17 protein-coding genes are annotated in these 17132 nt (G+C 73.1%); 12 read left to right on the forward strand and 5 right to left on the reverse strand.

What is annotated here, in order from left to right; translation table 11 throughout:
- The first annotated feature begins 13 nt into the window (after positions 1 to 13).
- From FHS13_RS12730 to FHS13_RS12755, 6 genes are all read left to right on the forward strand, one after another.
- The gene (locus FHS13_RS12730) at positions 14 to 1639 is read left to right on the forward strand and encodes an Hsp70 family protein (RefSeq protein ID WP_184291861.1); all 1626 of its coding nucleotides are present in this window, start codon (positions 14 to 16) and stop codon (positions 1637 to 1639) included.
- A 40-nt stretch (positions 1640 to 1679) separates the two neighbouring features.
- The gene (locus FHS13_RS12735) at positions 1680 to 4991 is read left to right on the forward strand and encodes a SaeA-related protein (protein WP_184291863.1); all 3312 of its coding nucleotides are present in this window, start codon (positions 1680 to 1682) and stop codon (positions 4989 to 4991) included.
- Between the two features lie 199 nt (positions 4992 to 5190).
- Positions 5191 to 6390: a TRAFAC clade GTPase domain-containing protein gene (locus FHS13_RS12740; RefSeq protein ID WP_184291865.1), complete on the forward strand. Its 1200-nt coding sequence runs from the start codon at positions 5191 to 5193 to the stop codon at positions 6388 to 6390.
- Complete coding sequence (locus FHS13_RS12745; protein ID WP_184291868.1) at positions 6387 to 8810, forward strand: GTPase-associated protein 1-related protein; 2424 nt, start codon at positions 6387 to 6389, stop codon at positions 8808 to 8810. The genes FHS13_RS12740 and FHS13_RS12745 overlap by 4 nt, the downstream gene beginning before the upstream one ends.
- The gene (locus FHS13_RS12750; RefSeq protein ID WP_184291870.1) at positions 8807 to 10456 is read left to right on the forward strand and encodes a TRAFAC clade GTPase domain-containing protein; all 1650 of its coding nucleotides are present in this window, start codon (positions 8807 to 8809) and stop codon (positions 10454 to 10456) included. The genes FHS13_RS12745 and FHS13_RS12750 overlap by 4 nt, the downstream gene beginning before the upstream one ends.
- Entirely contained in the window at positions 10453 to 10641 is a 189-nt protein-coding gene (locus tag FHS13_RS12755; RefSeq protein ID WP_184291872.1) for a hypothetical protein, read from the forward strand. Before FHS13_RS12750 ends, FHS13_RS12755 begins: the two co-directional genes overlap by 4 nt.
- A 5-nt stretch (positions 10642 to 10646) precedes the next feature.
- Here FHS13_RS12755 and FHS13_RS12760 read toward each other — a convergent pair whose 3' ends face one another.
- Positions 10647 to 10820, reverse strand: a complete 174-nt coding sequence (locus FHS13_RS12760; protein WP_221442844.1) for a hypothetical protein — start codon at positions 10818 to 10820, stop codon at positions 10647 to 10649.
- 211 nt (positions 10821 to 11031) lie between these two features.
- On the opposite strand from FHS13_RS12760, the gene FHS13_RS12765 reads away from it, so the two are divergent.
- The 3 genes from FHS13_RS12765 (at position 11032) to FHS13_RS12775 (ending at position 13320) form a co-directional block, all read left to right on the forward strand.
- The gene (locus tag FHS13_RS12765) at positions 11032 to 11580 is read left to right on the forward strand and encodes a hypothetical protein (protein ID WP_184291876.1); all 549 of its coding nucleotides are present in this window, start codon (positions 11032 to 11034) and stop codon (positions 11578 to 11580) included.
- A gap of 203 nt (positions 11581 to 11783) precedes the next feature.
- Entirely contained in the window at positions 11784 to 12344 is a 561-nt protein-coding gene (locus tag FHS13_RS12770) for a hypothetical protein (protein WP_184291877.1), read from the forward strand.
- Positions 12345 to 12372: 28 nt separating this feature from the next.
- Entirely contained in the window at positions 12373 to 13320 is a 948-nt protein-coding gene (locus tag FHS13_RS12775; RefSeq protein WP_184291879.1) for a hypothetical protein, read from the forward strand.
- A 224-nt stretch (positions 13321 to 13544) separates the two neighbouring features.
- On the opposite strand, the gene FHS13_RS21750 is transcribed toward FHS13_RS12775, so the two are convergent.
- A complete protein-coding gene (locus FHS13_RS21750) occupies positions 13545 to 13673 on the reverse strand; it encodes a hypothetical protein (protein WP_281388782.1) in 129 nt (42 codons plus the stop codon).
- Here FHS13_RS21750 and FHS13_RS21755 point away from each other — a divergent pair.
- Together FHS13_RS21755 and FHS13_RS12780 are read left to right on the forward strand one after the other, a co-directional pair.
- Positions 13672 to 13797 carry a hypothetical protein gene (locus FHS13_RS21755; protein ID WP_281388783.1) on the forward strand — a complete coding sequence of 42 codons (126 nt, stop codon included), beginning with the start codon at positions 13672 to 13674 and terminating at the stop codon, positions 13795 to 13797. The genes FHS13_RS21750 and FHS13_RS21755 overlap by 2 nt on opposite strands.
- 9 nt (positions 13798 to 13806) lie before the next feature.
- Complete coding sequence (locus FHS13_RS12780) at positions 13807 to 14439, forward strand: ATP-binding cassette domain-containing protein (protein ID WP_184291881.1); 633 nt, start codon at positions 13807 to 13809, stop codon at positions 14437 to 14439.
- A gap of 60 nt (positions 14440 to 14499) precedes the next feature.
- Here FHS13_RS12780 and FHS13_RS21495 read toward each other — a convergent pair whose 3' ends face one another.
- Positions 14500 to 15108, reverse strand: a complete 609-nt coding sequence (locus FHS13_RS21495) for a hypothetical protein (RefSeq protein WP_246405262.1) — start codon at positions 15106 to 15108, stop codon at positions 14500 to 14502.
- 412 nt (positions 15109 to 15520) lie between these two features.
- On the opposite strand from FHS13_RS21495, the gene FHS13_RS12790 reads away from it, so the two are divergent.
- Positions 15521 to 15931: a YciI family protein gene (locus tag FHS13_RS12790; RefSeq protein ID WP_343065007.1), complete on the forward strand. Its 411-nt coding sequence runs from the start codon at positions 15521 to 15523 to the stop codon at positions 15929 to 15931.
- Between the two features lie 12 nt (positions 15932 to 15943).
- Here FHS13_RS12790 and FHS13_RS12795 read toward each other — a convergent pair whose 3' ends face one another.
- Together FHS13_RS12795 and FHS13_RS12800 are read right to left on the reverse strand one after the other, a co-directional pair.
- Positions 15944 to 16363, reverse strand: a complete 420-nt coding sequence (locus FHS13_RS12795) for a VOC family protein (protein WP_184291884.1) — start codon at positions 16361 to 16363, stop codon at positions 15944 to 15946.
- Between the two features lie 168 nt (positions 16364 to 16531).
- A complete protein-coding gene (locus FHS13_RS12800) occupies positions 16532 to 16906 on the reverse strand; it encodes a DUF1232 domain-containing protein (RefSeq protein ID WP_184291885.1) in 375 nt (124 codons plus the stop codon).
- Positions 16907 to 17132: the final 226 nt, after the last annotated feature.

A 17132-nucleotide genomic window follows, 5' to 3' on the forward strand; every position in this document is an offset into this window, starting at 1 on the left:
GCAGGAAAGGCACATGACCACATACGGAATCGACCTTGGCACCACCTACTCGTGCGTGGCCTCGGTGGACGACACGGGTCGCGCCGCGATCGCCAAGAACGCCGTGGGCAACGACACCACCCCCTCCGTGGTCTACTTCGAGTCCGCCCGCAACGTGGTGGTCGGCGAGGAGGCCAAGAACACCGCCCTCCTCTACCCCGACCTGGTCGTGTCCCTGGTCAAGCGGCAGATGGGCGCCTCCGCGGACTACGAGTTCCACGGCCGGCGCCACACCCCCGAGTCGGTCTCCGCGCTCATCCTGCGCGAGCTGGCCCGCGCCGCCGGGGAGCACGACCGCAGCACCGTCGAGGACGTCGTCATCACGGTGCCCGCCTACTTCGGCATCCACGAGAAGGAGGCCACCCGCCGCGCCGGGCAGATCGCCGGGCTCAACGTGCTGGACATCGTGCCCGAGCCGGTCGCCGCCGCCCTGCACTACCAGAGCCTGGACAGCAGCGCGGGCGTGCGCCACCTGCTCGTCTACGACCTGGGCGGGGGCACCTTCGACACCACCGTCATCCGGGTGGAGGACAACGACGTACGGGTGGTGTGCACCGACGGCGACCACCGGCTCGGCGGCGCCGACTGGGACGAGAAGCTCGCCGACCTGATGCTGGAGCGGTTCACCGACCTGCATCCCAGCCCCGACCCGAGCGCCGACGAGCAGTTCCTGCAGGACGTGGCCGCCGCCGCAGAGCAGGTCAAACGGTCGCTGAGCATCCGTGAGCACGCCCGCCACAACCTGCGCTTCGGCGGGGAGGCGGTGCGGGTGGAGCTGACCCGGGGCGACTTCGAGGCACTCACCTCCGACCTCCTGGAGCGCACCCTCACCATCACCGAGCGCACCGTCGCCATGGCGCGCGAACGCGGGGTGGACTCCTTCGACGACGTCCTGCTGGTGGGCGGCATGACCCGCATGCCCGCGGTGTCGCGCTCCCTGCGCGAACGCTTCGGGTTCGACCCCCACCTGCACGAACCCGACCTGGCGGTGGCCAAGGGGGCCGCGCTGTTCGCCATGGTCCGCCAGGTCAAGAACGTCATGGACGTGTCGGGGCCGACCGACCGCGCCCGGCGGGCGGAGGAGGTCGGCGCGGCCCTGGGCATCACCCGCGCACAGGTCGAGCAGCTCGCCGCCAAGACCGTCACGAGCGTGTCCCCGCGGGCGTTCGGCGTCAAGGCCACCGACAGCACCGACCCGCTGTTCGCCACCGACCCCGGCCGCGCCCGCCAGTACATCAGCCACCTCATCGAGGCCAACACCCCGCTGCCGGTCACGGTCGAGGACGGGTTCGCGACCGTCTGGCCGGACCAGGAACAGGTGGAGATCGACGTCTGGGAGCAGGCGGGCTCGGTGGCCTCCGAGGAGCTGGAGCACAACGTCCGCATCGGCGACGCCCTGCTCACCGGGCTGCCCAAGGGACCGGCGGGCACGCCCTTCCGGATCGAGTTCCGCCTCGGCGAGACCGGTCTGCTGCGGGTGCGCGGCTGGGACCCCGGCAGCGGCAAGGAGATCCGCTTCGACGTCCAGATCGGCGGGATGAGCCACGACGACGTCCGCGAGGCGCGCGAGGCCGTCGCGATGATACGCACCTCCGGCTGACCGGCCGGACGGACCACCCACGGAGGGAGCTGCGGGCACGATGCCCTGGGACGCCCGGGAACGGCAGCGCTACGAGGAAGAGGTGCTCACGGCGGCGCGCACCGGCGGCCCGCCCGAGGACCTGTTCGTGCGCTACGGCATCGGGCCGGGCCTGGAACGCAGGCTCGGCGCCGACCCGGAGGCGTTCCGTGCGCACGTGGCGGCGGTGTGCACCTACTGGCGGGGCATGCAGAGCCGCCGCCGCAGCCTGCGCAAGGTACTGGTGGACCTGGTGGCGGCACACGAGCGCCTGGAGCGCGAGGGCGTGCTCACCCACGGGCACTTCCACCGGGTACGGGCCGAGGCGGCCGGCCGTGCCCTCACCGAGTGGTCCGACATCGCGGGCGGTCTCAGCACCTCCGTCCTGGAGCGGCAGGTCTTCCAGGCGATGGCGCGCTCGGTGGGGGTGAACGAGGAGACCGCCGAACGCGTCCTGGGTGAGCGGGGCGTGCGGGTGGTCGAGCAGCTGCCGCAGCTGCCGCTGTCACCGCCGGTGCGCACCTTCCGGACCCTGCGCGACAACCTGCGCACCTGCGGGGCCGCCTTCTCCCCGGCGGTGGTGTTCGGCTCCGAGCGGCTGGCACGCGGCTTCACCCTCCTGGAGGGCTTCCGCCTGCGCGACGGCACCGTCCTGGACGACGAGGCCCTGGCCGCGGCCGTGCGCCGCATCCAGGTGGAACCGATGACCGAGGGCAAGGCCGCGGCCGAGAACGTGCTGAGCATCCTGCGCTCGTGCGAGGGTCCCCCGGCCCGCGACGCGCTCGTGCTGTGGGAGGTGGTGGGCGACCTTCGGGAACGCCCCGGCGCCCTGGGCGAGAAGGGGCTGGCCCGGCCCTGGATCCACCGGGGGCTGGCCGATCAGGAGGCGCTGCTGCTGGCCGCGTCGGTGCGGCGCTCGACCGCCGCGGCCGGCTCCGGCGGCACGGCGCGGGCCGAGCACGAGGTGCGCGAGCTGCTGGGTGCCGACCGCCTGCGCCGGGCGCAGGCCGCCGCGGCGGACCTGCCCCGCGACCACGGCCTGGCCGAGCTGGTGCGCGAGCGGGTGCGCCGGGTGGAGGACCTGCTTCGCGAGGCCGACCGCGAGCTCCGCGGAGGCGATCCCGAGGCGGCGGCCCGCGCGCTGGACACCGCCGCGCGCCTGGCCGCCGACGACGACGAGATCCCCGCGCGCCTGGGCGAGGTGGAGCCGCTGCCGCCGCGCGCCGCCACCGCCGACACCGGCGAGCACGGCGCGGTGGTGTCCTGGCAGCCCAGCCCGAGCCTTGCGGGCCGGATCAGCTACCGCGTGGCCCGCCGGATCGGCCGGGGGCCGGGTGCCCGCGAGGTGCCGCTGGGCGAGCTGTCGGGGACCTCGCTGACCGACACCGGAATTCCGGTGGGGGCCGAGGTCCGCTACGCGGTGGCGGCGGTCCGCTGCGGAAGGGCGGTGTCGGAGCCCGTGATCACACCGCCGGTGATGCTCACCCCGGAGGTCGGCGACCTGCTGGTGCACACCGGGGAGGACGCGGTGACCGCGACCTGGCGTGTACCGCCCGAGGCGGTGAGCGTGGAGGTGGTGCGCGGCGAGGGAGCCCCGCCCCGTCCGGGCGGCGACGTGGTGCGCGTGCCCAACGACGGCACGGGGTTCCGCGACACGGGGGTGCGCTCCGGCACCGAGTACTTCTACCGGATCCGGGCGGTGTACCTGACCTCCAGCGGCCACGCCCGCGGGTCGGCCGGCACGATCCGGCGCGTGGTCCCGGGTCCTGCCCCGGTTCCGGTCGACGTCCTGCGGGTGGTGCCCGGCGACAGCGGTTTCGTCGCCGAGTGGACCCGCCCGCCGCACGGCCGCGTCGTGCTGCGTGCCGCCGCCGAGCCGCCCCCGTGGCCCGAGGGCGCCGCGGTCCCCCTGTCCGACCTCGCCGTCTACGGCCGCGAGCTGCTCCCCGCCGCCGTCCCGGCGGACACCGCCCCGCCCGCGCACGGCCTCCCCGCCCCGGACGGTGTTCCCCTGCCCCGGGCCGACGAGGACGCCGGGGCTCCCCGGGTACCCGCGGAGGCCGCCGGCCCGGCAGGCGCCGGGGCCGCGATGGGCACGCCTTCGGCACGGGCACGCGCTCCTTTCCCGGAGGTCGGCGGGCCTGCGACAGATGCGGGCGCAGACGACGCGGACGACGCGGACGCCTTCGGGGCGGAAGGCGTCCGCGCGCTCGGCAGCGGCCACCCGGCCGCGTCCCGACCCGGCGGCCCCCCGGCGGAGATGTCCGGGGAGGACGGCCGCGCCGCCGCGGCCGTCGGGGAACCGAGCGCCGTCCCGGTGACCGCGCCTCCCGGGCGCGGCGGCGAGCGCCGTGCCGGCACCGCCTCCGGGCACGTGCACGATCGGGGCCCCGGCAGCTCCGGGACGGCGGGGAGCTGCCTCACCGCACCGGTCGGCGGCACCCCGGTGGAGGAGGCAGCACCCGTGCCGCTGCGGACCGGTCACGCCGGCCCCGCAGGAGAACGCACCCGCCCCGTGTCCGGCACCGGGCCGGAAAAGGCCCCGGAGGACGCAGCCGCGCCCGGGGACGCCGGCCCCGACGGTGCCCCCGCAGGGCACACGCCCCGCGGCCGGGTCGGTGCCGATGCGGTGGACCGGGTCGTGTCCGCTCCGGTGGTGCTGGAGCCGGGGGCCCACCACGTGCTCGCGGTGACCCTGGCCGGGGACCGGGCCGTGGCCGGGGCACGGGTGCGGGTGGTCGCGGTCCCGCCCGTGGCGGGGCTCCGTGCCGAGCGGTTCGACGGCGTGGTGCGGCTGGGGTGGACCTGGCCCGACGGCGCCGCCACCGCCGCTGTGTCGTGGTGCTCGGACGAGAGCGGCGAGGAGCTGGGCCGGCGGGTGTGCACCCGCCTCCGGTACGAGTCGGACGGCGGCTTCGAGGCCCCCATGGGCACCGGCTCCGTGCGCGTGGCCGTGCGCACGCTCGCCACCACCGGTACCGGCGAGGCCGCCGGTGTCCCGGCCGTGACGACCGTGCCGGGATGGAGCGTGCTCGCCTACCGGATCGCACCGGTCGGCCTGCTGCGCCGGGAGCGGCGGGTGAGCCTGACCGCCGAGTCCGCCTGCGCCGCGCCCGAGATCGCCGTCGTCCACGCCGAGGGCGCCGTCCAGCCGCACGGCCCGGGCCAGGGCCGGGTCCTGGCCGTGTTCCCCGCCCGGCACCTGGAGGCGGGCGAACAGGTCTCCCTGCGGGTCCGGCCGCCGCGCTCGGGGTGGCTCATGTGCTTTCCCGTCGGCGGGGACACCCCGGGTGTACGCCTCCGCCAGCCGTCCGTGAAGGAACTGCGCCTGTGAGAACTCCCCCGCCCGGCCACCGGGTGAACGTCCGGGTCCGCGCCCGCCCGTGCCGCACCCGGCCCCGCCCTCCCGGGGAGCGGGGGTCCGCCGTACCGGCTCGGCCCTCGCCCCGCGCCCCGGTTCCCCGCCGCACGCGCCGGAGGGCCGGAGACGCTCCGCCCCGGCCCGGGGTCCGGTGCGTCCTCCAGGAGGAGCGGTGACCCTGCCCAAGCCCCCGCTGGCGCTGCGCGGCGACCGCCTCGTGTGCCCCTACTGCTACTCCCGGTTCGCCGAACGCGAGATCCGCTTCCGGTGCACCGGCCGCCCCGGTCCCGACGGCCGGGCGTGCGAACCCGCGGAGGACCCCGCGCTCCGCGCCCACCTGGGCAGGCGCGAGCACCTGCCGCCGGTGTTCACCGCCGACGGCCGCCGCGCCCAGGCCCGCTGTCCGGGGTGCTCGGCCACCACCGGCAAGCAGGTGTGCGCCACCTGCCACGCCCAGCTGCCGGTGAACTTCGGCCGGATCCGCAGCCGCCTCATCGCGCTGGTCGGGGCCCGCGACGCCGGCAAGACCGTGTTCATGACGGTGCTCATCCACGAGTTGATGAACCGGGTGGGCTCGCGCTTCCAGGCGTCGGTGGGCGGTTCCGACGACCACACCCGCCACCGGTTCCGCGCCGACTACGAGTCCCCCCTCTACGACGGAGCGCGCCTGCTGGGCGCCACCCGCCGCGCCGGGGTGGCCCGCGAGCCCCTGGTGTTCCGCTTCACCACTCAGCGGCGCGGCCTCACCGGCAGGCGGCCGCACCACACGCTGCTGTCGTTCTTCGACACCGCGGGCGAGGACCTCACCTCCGACGCCAGCGTCGAGGAGAACCTGCGCTACCTCAACAACGCCGACGGCGTGATCCTGCTCCTGGACCCCCTGCAGATGCGCGGTGCGCGCGAGGCCGCCGCCGCCGGGACCCGCATGCCCGCCCCCGGCGGCGCGGAGAACCTCCCGCTGGACATGCTGGGCCGGGTCACCGATCTGCTGCTGCGCAAGGAGGGCTCGTCCCGTCTGATCCGGGTGCCGATCGCGGTGTGCCTGACCAAGCTCGACGCCTTCCTCGAACAGCTGGACGCCGGTTCCCCGCTGCGCAGGCCCCAGCCCACGGCGCCCTACTTCGACGAGTCCGACAGCCAGGACGTGCACGCCCAGATCCGCCAGCTGCTGGACCGCTGGGACGGAGGCGGGATCGACGGCCACGTCGCCAACCACTACGCCAACGCGCGCTACTTCGGGGTGTCGGCCCTGGGCCACACCCCCGACGCCGACAACCGCGTCCAGGGCGGTGTGCGCCCTTACCGGGTGGCCGACCCCTTCCTGTGGATGCTCAGCGAGTTCGGTGTCGTCCCCTCCCGGGAGGGCGCGTGACCGGGCCGTCCCAGATCCGACCGAAGGACACGCCGATGGGCTACGCCCAGCTCTACTACACCTCGTGCGAGCGCGGGCTGTCGGGCTACGCCGGGTACCAGTTCAACGCGGCCACGCCCGGTGTCGACCCGCGGGTGCTGCGCGAGGTCGAGCGGTTCACCGTCTACGAGCCCCCGCGCACCCTGGCTCCCGACCGGGTCGAGGAGCACCCGGTCAACCTCTGCTACTCGCCGGACCTGGGCGGGGTCCCGGTGCTGAGCAGGGTGGTCTCGTGCGGGGACGACCCGTCGGGGCGGCCGGGCAACTACTTCGTGCACAGCCTGGTGGGGGCGTGCGGTCCGCTGCCCGCCGAGCTGTGGGGGGCGGACTTCTGGGTGTCGGCGCCGGTGGCCGCTCCCGACCTGCCGGGCCTGGAGGTCCGCGTCGGCCCCCTGGACCGCTCCCGCACGCACGCCTGGCTGCACCGCCGGCCGCCCGAACTGGTGGCGGCGCTGCTGGCGGCCGCGGACGGCGCGGTGGGCGGCGGCCGGCCGCTGGTCCTGGTGGCCGGCAGCGAGGCGGTCGCCCACTGGGTGGCGGCCCTGGCGCACCTGCTGCCGCCCGGGCGGGCCCGGGCGCTGTCCTTCGCCACCTACAGCGCCGACCCCGACGAGACGCCCGTGCACGTGGTCGGTGTCGCGCCCGGGACCGACACCGACACCCTGCGCGGCCGGTTCACCGTCGTGGACCCGGAGTCCGCCTCCGCGGACACCCTTCCCCGGCCCTCGGCCGAGGCCTGGGCGGTGGCGACCAGGCTCGTGCGCACGGGACCGGTGAAGGCCGCGGACCTGTGGCGGGCCTGTGCCCGGCACGCCTCGGGCCGGGAGACCTCCCTCGCCGACTGGTACCCGGTCCTGGCCGCGACCGCGCTGCGCGGCGGCGCCGAGCAGGGCCCGCGGGAGGTACGGGCGGTACGCGCGTGGCTGGCGGAGGCGGTGGAGCGGCTGGCCCCGGCCGATACCGCCGCGCTGGTGTCGCGGATCCTGGACACGGGCTCCTCCGAACTCGACGACCGGGCGCTGGCCGACCTGCAGAAGGTCGCGCACCGGTCGGGCTCGGCGCCGGTCACCGAACGCCTGGAGCGCATGCTGGCCCGCCGCAGCCTGGACGCCGTCGCCGCGGGGACGGCCGCCCCGCCGGTGGCGCCGCTGCGCTCCGAACCGGTGCGCACGGCCGTGCGGGGGCGCATCTCCGCGCTGCTGGAGGACACGCGCGGCCCGCTGCGGCCGGAACGGGTGGTGGAACTGCTCGACTGGGCGCGGGCGGGCGGGCTGGTGCCGCCCGCGGTCAGCCTGGAGCGCTACGGACGCGACACCGTCGCCCCGCTGCTGGCCGCCGCCCCAGGTGCCGTCCCCTCCCCTGCGGTGGCGGCCCTGCTGGGCACGCACCCGGAGATGCGGCGCGGCGCGGCCGAGCGTCTCTGCGCCCTGCCCCGCGAGCGGCTGGCCGTGCTGGCCGCCGGTCCGGCGGGCGCCCTGTTCTCCGGCGATCGCGGCGGCTCGGGTGCGCTGCTGCGCGAACTGCGCCTGCTGGGCACCGACGACCGCTCCGACCCGGTGCGCCTGCTGGCGGCGGTGATGGCGGTGCGCGGGGAAGGGCGTGCCGCGGGTGCCCCGGGCATCGCCGGGCACGACCTGGACGCCGACCTCCTCGTGCGGGTGTGGGGGCCCGGCCACGGCCCCCGGGCCGCACTGCTCACCCTGCGCGGGCTGCGGCCGGGGCCCCGGGTGTGCCCGGAGGCGGGCGAGTGGGTGGCGCGGGCGCTGGTGGCCGTGCCCCCGCCGGGCGGCGAGAGGGACTGGCACGAACTGGTCGAGGAGGTCTCGCGCCACTGGATGGGCGACCGTCTTCCGGAGGAGGCGCTGGGCGTGGTGGGCGACTGGGCGATGGTGGCCTCCCAGTTGGCCGAGGTGCGCCGCAGCGGCACCGAGCACGGCCCCCGGCTGCTGGAGCCGGTGTACCGGGTGCTGCCGGGGGTGCACCCCGCTGCGGCCGAGATGGCCCGGCGCACGGTGGCCGACCTGCTCCTGAACTGGGACGATCCGCTCAGGGTCGCGGAGGCGCTGCGGGAGTGCCCCGACGGGGTCTTCTCCGCCTACCGGTCGGCGGCGGCCGTCAGGCTGGAGGGCGAGAGCCCCGACACCGGGACGGCGGCCCGCGTGTACCGCGTGGCCCGCCTGGTCGGCGAGCGCGGCGGCCGGGCCCTGAGCCTGGAGCGGGAGGTGCTCTCCCCGGCGCTGGCCACGTGGCGGCGGCGCCACGTGGCGGGTGTGCGCAGAAAGCTGCCGCGTGAGGAGGCGGCCGGCTTCGACACCTGGGTGCAGGAGTGGCGCGCGCCGAGCGGTCACCTGTTCTCCCGCTGGGTCGGGAGGCGCGTGTGAGAGTTCCCTGCCGAGGCGGCGGCCTCCCGGGGCGGATCCCGCCGGGTCCCGGTGCGCGCGCCCCGTTCGGGGCGGCCGCCGAGAGCGGTCGGCCCGGCGCCCGGCGGCGTGTCCTGGGCGCCGATGCCGGGGCGGCGCGGCCTGCCGCCGCGGTGACGGCGGCGGCGGGGGCGGCGGTACTGATCGCCGTCGCGGTCGTCTTCCGCTGGTGGATCCTGGCCGCGGCGGTGAGCCTGGTGGCGATCGCCGGTGCCACCGGCCTGTCGGTGGGGCTGTGCGTGCTCACCTGGGTGTACCTGCGTGAGACGTACCGGGTGATGGTCGAGGGCGGCCACCGGGAGGAGCCGGTGCCCGAGGGCCGCGACGACCCCGCCCATCGCGGATACCACGGCGGCCCGGCCTGGTGGGACCTGTACGACATCGTGCGCCGGACCGGGGAGGGCACCTCCGTGTGGGGCGCGCTGCTGGCACCCCACTTCCTGCTGCACGCGTCGGTCGTGGCGGGATACACGGCGGCGGCCTGGGCGGTGGCGGGCGCGTTGCGCGCGGCCGACACGTCGCTGCGGGCGGGACGCGGCGTGCGCATGGTGTGCCCCGACTGCTACCGGCACCTGCGGTACCCGGCCTACCGCTGCGGGCGCTGCGGCAGGCGCCACCGGTCCGTGCGCCCCGGGGCGCGGGGGCTGCTGGTGCGCACGTGCCTGTGCGGCCAGGAGATGCCGACGCTGCTCATGCTGGGCTCGGCCGACACGGAGGCGCTGTGCCCCCATTGCGCTCGTCCGCTGGAGCACCGCCCGGGCGAGGCGCACGAGTTCCTCCTCCCCCTGTTCGGCGGCACGGGTGCGGGCAAGACCCGGCTGATGGCGGGTCTGCACCTGGCCCTGGAGCAGGCCGCGCGGAGTTCGGGGGACACCTGGGTGGAGGCGGTCGGCGAGGAGGCGGGGCACCGGCTGCGCGAGGGGGCGCGGGCGCTCTCCCCCGGCCACCGGACCCGGCCCACACCTCCGGGGCGCAAGGTGCGCGGGGTGACGCTGCGCATGGGTTCGGGGCGCAGTGCCCTGGTGATGCACCTGTTCGACGCCGCCGGGGAGCGGTTCAACCGCTCGGCGACCGCCGAGGAACTGACCTACCTGGGGCAGGCCACCACATTCGTGCTCGCGGTGGATCCGCTGGGGATCGAGGCGGTGTGGCGTTCGCTGAGCCCGGCCGAGCGCGAGCTCCTGGCCCGGGAGCGCTCACACACCCGCGACCCCGAACTGGCCTACGGGGCGGTGCGCGACGAGATCCAGCGCCAGCAGCGCATCCTGGGCCGGGGCCGCAGAGGCACCCGGCTGGCGGTGGTGGTCACGCGCGGCGACCTCCTGCGGGGCACCGCGCTCCATCCGGGCCCGGCCCCGGTCCAGGAGTGGGCACGCGACACCCTGGGGCTGGGCAACCTGCTCACGGCCGCCGAGGCCGATTTCGGCCAGGTGCGGGTGCTGCTCACCTCGGCCGTCACCGGCCCCGACGGCGCGGTCGACGAGAGCCTGCGCGTCCTGCTGCGCTGGATCCTGGACCGCGAGGACGCCGCGCCGGCCGCCCTGGCGTCCCGGCCGCCCGCCACCGGGCGCGCTCCGGCCGAACCCGCACTGAGGAGGCCCCTGTGAACGGCGGCGCGCCCACCGGCCGGGGCCCTGATCACCGCACCGTGCGCCACGCCCTGGCCGGCACGGTGTTCGCCCTCGCCGGCGCCCTGACCCTGGCCGCGGTCGCGGCCCTGGCCTGGGCCGGCTTCACCCTGGTCGACCAGGTGTGGTCCTACGCCCTGTCCCGCATCGCCGCGGCGGACTGACGTCCTCAGGGCCGGGGCGGAACCGCGGCCAGATGGCGCATCTGCACGCTGACGGCCCGCCGGCGCGCTGTTCCGTCGCCCCCTGCCAGGGGGTACCAGACGGCCCGTCGGCCGTCCGCGCCGACCGCCATGCCCAGGAGCCGCCGGACGCCGTACCTCCCACCCTCCCGCAGCACCATGAGGAGTGGCACCAGGGCCGAGAGATGTTTGAACGGATTTCAGCAGGTGAGGGCACGGAAAATCAGTGGCAGGCAGGCCAATGATGAGAACAGAAAGAATACATGAGATCGACAGGGTGGGAAGAACTATATATCTTGAGGGGGGTTCTCTACCCGAAACTGGACTCGACTTTCGCCACGATACCCTTCAACCAAAAAGAGCAAACCTCACATGATCTCTGAAGATTTCGAAATAAAAGACCCTTGGGCCATGGCAGAAAGGGTGAAGCAAGTACTCAAAAAAGAGACACAGGCAGAAACAGAAAGGGCACTAGGGCTACTAGTTTTACTCAAGGGGATCTTGCAGGAAAAAAACTTCTCCGACCCACGGTTCCTAGACTTCAAGAAGGACTTGACCTCCCTGTTCAACCTTCCCAGCACAAAGAAACATCTCCATCGCTTTACGATTCAGCTCGATATTTACTTGGGGCGCGGAAGAATGGATGGATATGAGCAGACTTGCGATTACCGGAGCACTCTGCAGATACTCAACGACCACTTCGTCCCCTGGGAAGAGATCGACCTCCCCCATCTGGTCGAGGACATGGAGTCCATCGACGATGACATCAGGGAGGTCGCCGAGGACGCCCCGCCCATACGCGAGCACGAAATACCCAACTGGGTTCCCGACTCACACTGGTGGTGGCGAGCCCCCAAAAAGCAAGACATGAGCGAGGCAGAACGCTGGTACCGCCGCCACTACGAAGAACTCGAACCCTGAACCCCCACCAACCGAGCAAGAACCCCACACCCAGGAGAGGATCACGCGGAACCCCCGGCCTCGTACAGCACAGACGGGGACCCACGCAAAACGAATGACACCGACAAAAGGGGGAACCCCCTGACCAGAGGAGATCTTTCTCCTTCAAAGAAACCCGAACATCATCACAGCAATCTTCAACCAAACCGACCAGGAGACCGAACATGGCCCTTGAAGACTTCGAAATCCACGACCCCTGGATACTACTGGAAAGAGTCAAAACCATCCTCAAGGAGGGAGAAGAAAACAAATGGGAAGGGAGCACAAGGCAAGCAATGAATTTACTTATATGGGTCAGCGAACTCCTCACCAAAGAAAACAATGAAAGCCCAAGGTTCGCCGACCAAAAGGGTGAGCTGAGGGAACTCTTCAACCTCCCCAACACCAAAAATCACTTGGACAGATACATGCTCACATGCGGCATCTACGTAGGGCGCGGGAGAATGGAGGGATACGAGAGGGCCTGCGTCTACCGAAGCACTCTGCAGATACTCAACGACCACTTCGTCCCCTGGAAGGAGATCAGCCTCCCCCACCTGGTCGAGGACATGGAGTCCATCGACGATGACATCAGGGAGGTCGCCGAGGACGCCCCGCCCATACGCGAGCACGAAATCCCCGACTGGGTTCCCGACTCACACTGGTGGTGGCGAGCCCCCAAAAAGCAAGACATGAGCGAGGCAGAACGCTGGTACCGCCGCCACTACGAAGAACTCGAACCCTGAACCCCTCCCCCCACCACCCGGAGTACGCATGAACGAGAACCCCACACCGCAGGAGAAGGCAGCGGAGCGCCTGGCCGCCGACCCCGGCCTCGTACAGCGCCGGCTGGAGGCCGACCTCGCCGAGGCCGCACGCGTGGAGCGCACCGGCATCCGTCTTTCCCCCGGTCTTTCTCGAGACGGACTCGTCGATGCCCTGCGCGCGTCCGCGGACAGCATCACCTACGACCACCCCGTCCTCGCCGTCACCCAGGCCAAGCGCTACCACGGCGACCTGCCGACCGGCGAGCGTTCCGACACCGAAGAGCTCTCTGCCCTCTACCAAGCCGCATCGCGGACACTGCGCGAGGGGGAACTGACAGCGGACCGCCGCGTTCCCCACGGCAACCACCGCATCCTGGAATTCCACCGGCAGTTTTCCGAAGGCGGCCTGTTCACCGTCACCCTGTCCGCCACCGTCCGGGTCGAACCCGACGGAAGCGTGTGGTTGGAGGAGCACCGATGGCCGTCTCCGCCCGTCCGGCCTGTCCACGGCCGACAGGCAGGCAGCCATGAACTGTTCGACGCGGCTCTGCGTGAACTACAGCATGACGCTATTCCCCTCGACCGCTCCCTCACCGCGCTTCTGCTCGCCACCGTCCAAGGCGGCGAGGGCATCGGCCCCGGATACCGCTCGGCGGTCACCGAACGCGTCACCGCGCGCCGGCGTGAGCTCGACGACTACGCCTGGACCGCACATGAGCACGCCACCTCCGATCTGGAGGACAGGTGGTACACGGCGTGCTTCCACCGCTCCGTGCTGGAGAACCTGTTCGAGAACCATCTCGGCGGCGCGGCGTTCTCGCTGGTGGACCGGGAAGACGTCGAGGAGATCGACGAAGAACTCCGCTACCGGCTCTCCGGTGTCAAGGGGTCACCGAACGCGGTCCCGCCCGGTATGCCACCGCACCACTGGTGGTGGCGCGAGGCCGTCGGTTAGGAAGAGCATGCGGAGCCGAACCCCCGCGCTTCCGGGGATACCGCGGCACGTCGGGCGCCACCGCGCCGCGTCTCACACGGCGGCACCGGGTCACCGCTGACCAGGGAAACCGTCCGTACCGTCGCCGACGGACACCCCAGCACCCCCACCCCCCCCCCCAATAGAGAACCATGCCCAACCGGATCCTTTCCTTCGCCTACACGGCGATGATCCTTCATCGCCACTCACCGGCGGCTGCTGACCGTCGAGGTACTCATCGCGGCCGCGTTCACCGGCTGGGCCACCTGGGACACCGTCACCACCCTGGCCGCACTCGACGATCCGGCCCTGCCCATGGTTCCCGTCGAAGCCATGAACACCACCGGGGCCGAACCTTTCCACGCTGCCGGGATCGCCCTGGTCTCCCTCTCGATCATCCTCGTCACACTGGTGTCCTTCCACCGCCGCATCGTCCGTGAAGGCGCCTCCCAGGCTTAAGGAGCCCCCGTGATCCGCACCCTCCAACTGACCAAGTCCTTCGGTGAGCGCACCCTGTGGCAGGACGTCGACCTGACCGTCCCCACCGGGGAGATGCTCGCCCTCGTCGGCCCCTCCGGCTCGGGCAAGACCACCTTGCTCAACTGCCTCGGACTCCTCGAGAAGCCGAGCAGCGGCGACATCCTCCACGACGGCACGAGGATCACCCGCCTCGGAGCCGGGGGCAGGCGCCGCTTCCGCCGCGCGCACCTGGGCTATCTGTTCCAGAACTACGCCCTGATGGAGAACGCCACCATCAGGGAGAACCTCGACGTGGCCGGACGCGACCGCAAGCTCCACGCCCGGGCCCTGGAGCGCGTCGGCCTGGCCGGACGCGAGAAGGAGAAGGTGCACCGCATGTCCGGCGGCGAGCAGCAGCGCATCGCCCTGGCCCGCCTGATGGTCAAGCGGCCCTCGCTGGTCCTGGCCGACGAACCGACCGGAGCACTGGACGAGGACAACGGGCGCATGGTCGTCGACACCCTGCGGGAGATGGCCCGCGAGGGCTGTGCGGTGGTGATCGCCACCCACAACGACGACGTACGCGACTCCTGCGACGCGGTGTTCGACGTCTCCACCCAGCGGCTGACCGCGGCCGTGTAGTCCCCGCGAGAGCCGACCGGGGCCCGGGCTCCTTCGCCCGGGCCCCGCCGTGCCTGCCGTTCAGGCCGGGACGCTCTCGTAGGAGCGGACGGGCCCGAACTCCAGGAGGGTGTCGGTGCCGACAAGGGCATCGAGCTCCGCAGCGGTGCCCGGCTCCAGGGCGAAGGCGGTCTCGGCCTCCGATGCGGCGTGCGGCCGCAGGGCGAGGAGGAGTGCGTCGACGTCGCGCGCCTCGACGAGTCCGGTCGGGGTCACCGCCCAGAAGGACTGGGTGGCCTCTCCGTAGTAGACGACGAGGTCCTGGTGGGACTCCTGGACGGCGGCGGCCTGGAGGTGCTCGCGGGTGTACTCGGCCCGGTGGCCGCCCAGGCGCCGCATGCCCTGGGCGCGGCGGCTCCGGCAGGACGGGTGGCCGCACACCTCCCAGTGCCCCGGCCGCCCGGACACCGCCAGGCAGACCGGGCCGAGGAGGGGCGCCGCGTCGGACGCCGGGGAGGTGAACTGGAGCGGGAGGTCCGGATAGGCCGGACGCGGCTGCCGGCGCGGAACCGGCTGCTGGGGCACGCGGGGCAGCCGGGGGTCGTCCGGCCACTGCGGCAGGGCGGGAGAGGGAGGGGTCCCCGGCGGATTCTTGTCCGGATGGCGGGGAGAGGGGATAGTCTGCAACATCAGATCCCGTTCTTCCTTTTCTGTTGTGGGTTCGTTCGGGGTCGGGGCCCGCAAGGCGCTGCACCGCCGTGCGGGCTCGCTTCGTATCGTGGATGCGTCGCGGGTGCTCTGTCGCTGGTGACGCGCCGGTCAGGGGCCTGTGTCCTCGTTCGACGGCTCCCCGGCGGGGGCGCGATCGAGGAAGAACCGCACACTTCGGTACGCGTCGCCCCGGTCCGTATCGGTCCCGCCGCCACGGGGTCCGCGCCCCGGTGCAGGCCCCTGTCCCCTACCGGCCGAGGCACCCGCGCGACGGACCTGAGACACTGGGACCGCCTGCAACGGCCCGGGGCCGGGAGCCGGAGAGGGGTTCCCGGCCCTGCCCGGGTTCCGGTCGGGGCTGCGCCAGGGGCAGTGCGGGACTCGGACCTCGGTGGGCAGGTTCTCCGCCACGGCCCGACACACGGGGGCGAGCACCGCCGCGGCGGCGGTGCTGTGGCACAGTGGCGGCGCCTGCCCCCGTCCGCCGAGCACCGAGGAGGCCGCCATGGCCGTCTACGCCGTCACCTACGTCTATGCCGAGGGCAGCGCCGCCGCACGCGACGAGCACCGGCCCGCGCACCGCGCCTACCTCGACGAACTCTCGGCGAAGGGCGTCAACCTGTGCTCGGGTCCGTTCGGTCCCGAGGACGAGCCGGGTGCGCTGCTGCTGTTGCGGGCCGACACGCGTGTGGACGCGGTGGCCCACACCGAACAGGACCCCTTCCGCCGGAACGGCCTGGTGACCGACGTGCAGGTGCGCGAGTGGACGCCGGTGCTGGGCCCGCTCGCCGCGCACCTCTGAACACGCGGACCGCTACTCGGCGAGCCCGTTCTCGCGCATCCACCGCGGGTCGGGCTCGACCCTCTGGAGAATCTCCACGAACAGTCCCTGGGGACCGGCGACCTGGAAGCGCCGCCTGCCCCAGGGCTCGCTGACCAGGGGCAGGACGATCCGCAGGCCCGCCTCGCGCAGGCGCTTCTCCTCGGCGTCGGCGTCGGGGACGAGGAAGGCCAGGAGGGCACCTGCCACGGAGCGCCCGCGCAGCCCCTCCGGGGAGGATGCGTGATCGCGCCCGACGAAGTCCAGGGACAGGTTCCCGTGCCGGGGGTGCCGGGTGTTGGCGTACCAGCCGAGGTCGGCGCCGATCTCGAACCCGAGGTGCTCGGCGAACCAGTCGGCGGCCGCACGCGGGTCCTCGCACAGGTAGGCCGTGCCGATGAGTTCGATGTCCATGTCGCTCCCCTGTCCGGTCCGGGCAGCGGCGGTCTTCCACCGCGGAGCCTCCCGGGCAAGGGTTTTTTCCGCGCGAAGGGCTCCGCGCACATTGCGCGGAGCCCTGTCGTCGCGTCCGGTCCTCCGGTCCTACCGCCTGCCGGCGCCGGGGGCGTGTCCCTCCTGGGGCTACCCGGCGCGGGGGTCCGGATTGGCCTGCTGGAAGGCCTGCTGGGCCTGGTTGCGGCGCTCCCACTCGAGAAAGCGCTCGCTCTCGCCCAGGGCCATGGTGGCCAGCCAGACGGCGATACCGACGTCGTCGGCCAGACCGAGCAGCGGAATGAAGAGTTCGGGGACGAAGTCGATCGGCGAGACGATGTAGGCGGCCATCAGGAGCATCCCGATCAGCTTGGACCTGCCGAGCTCGGGGTAGCGGCCGCGCAGCCCGGACCAGAGCATGCGCGGGACGGCCGCCAGGCGCTGCCACACGGAGATGCGGCTGTCGGTGTTCTGGATGACCTGCCAGGCGGCGGCACCGGCCGCAGCACGGTTTTCCTTGCGCATCGTTCGACTCCTCAGGGGGCGCGTGGCTTCTCACGATATGACGCGAAGCCACCCCTGAATGTTCCCCGGGGATTCCCGGCCAATCCTCGCAGGGGCGAACACGGCGCCCGGAACATCCCTGCCTGCCGGAACAGGGGCCCCTCGCACCGCAGCAGGCCCCGGATGTTGTCCACAGTCCGACCGACGGCACTGGTGGCGAGGCGATCCAGCGGGCATTCTGGGATAG

Source organism: Nocardiopsis algeriensis (assembly GCF_014203695.1).
In the GTDB taxonomy this organism is placed as follows: Bacteria; Actinomycetota; Actinomycetes; order Streptosporangiales; family Streptosporangiaceae; genus Nocardiopsis; species Nocardiopsis algeriensis.

Excerpts from the sequence above, each read along its gene's own strand:
- FHS13_RS12730 (WP_184291861.1), top strand. The coding sequence starts at position 14 with ATGACCACATACGGAATCGACCTTGGCACCACCTACTCGTGCGTGGCC.
- FHS13_RS12735 (WP_184291863.1), top strand. The coding sequence starts at position 1,680 with ATGCCCTGGGACGCCCGGGAACGGCAGCGCTACGAGGAAGAGGTGCTC.
- FHS13_RS12760 (WP_221442844.1), bottom strand. The coding sequence starts at position 10,820 with ATGGTGCTGCGGGAGGGTGGGAGGTACGGCGTCCGGCGGCTCCTGGGC.
- FHS13_RS12765 (WP_184291876.1), top strand. The coding sequence starts at position 11,032 with ATGATCTCTGAAGATTTCGAAATAAAAGACCCTTGGGCCATGGCAGAA.
- FHS13_RS12770 (WP_184291877.1), top strand. The coding sequence starts at position 11,784 with ATGGCCCTTGAAGACTTCGAAATCCACGACCCCTGGATACTACTGGAA.
- FHS13_RS12775 (WP_184291879.1), top strand. The coding sequence starts at position 12,373 with ATGAACGAGAACCCCACACCGCAGGAGAAGGCAGCGGAGCGCCTGGCC.
- FHS13_RS21755 (WP_281388783.1), top strand. The coding sequence starts at position 13,672 with ATGAACACCACCGGGGCCGAACCTTTCCACGCTGCCGGGATCGCCCTG.
- FHS13_RS21750 (WP_281388782.1), bottom strand. The coding sequence starts at position 13,673 with ATGGCTTCGACGGGAACCATGGGCAGGGCCGGATCGTCGAGTGCGGCC.
- FHS13_RS21495 (WP_246405262.1), bottom strand. The coding sequence starts at position 15,108 with ATGTTGCAGACTATCCCCTCTCCCCGCCATCCGGACAAGAATCCGCCG.
- FHS13_RS12795 (WP_184291884.1), bottom strand. The coding sequence starts at position 16,363 with ATGGACATCGAACTCATCGGCACGGCCTACCTGTGCGAGGACCCGCGT.
- FHS13_RS12800 (WP_184291885.1), bottom strand. The coding sequence starts at position 16,906 with ATGCGCAAGGAAAACCGTGCTGCGGCCGGTGCCGCCGCCTGGCAGGTC.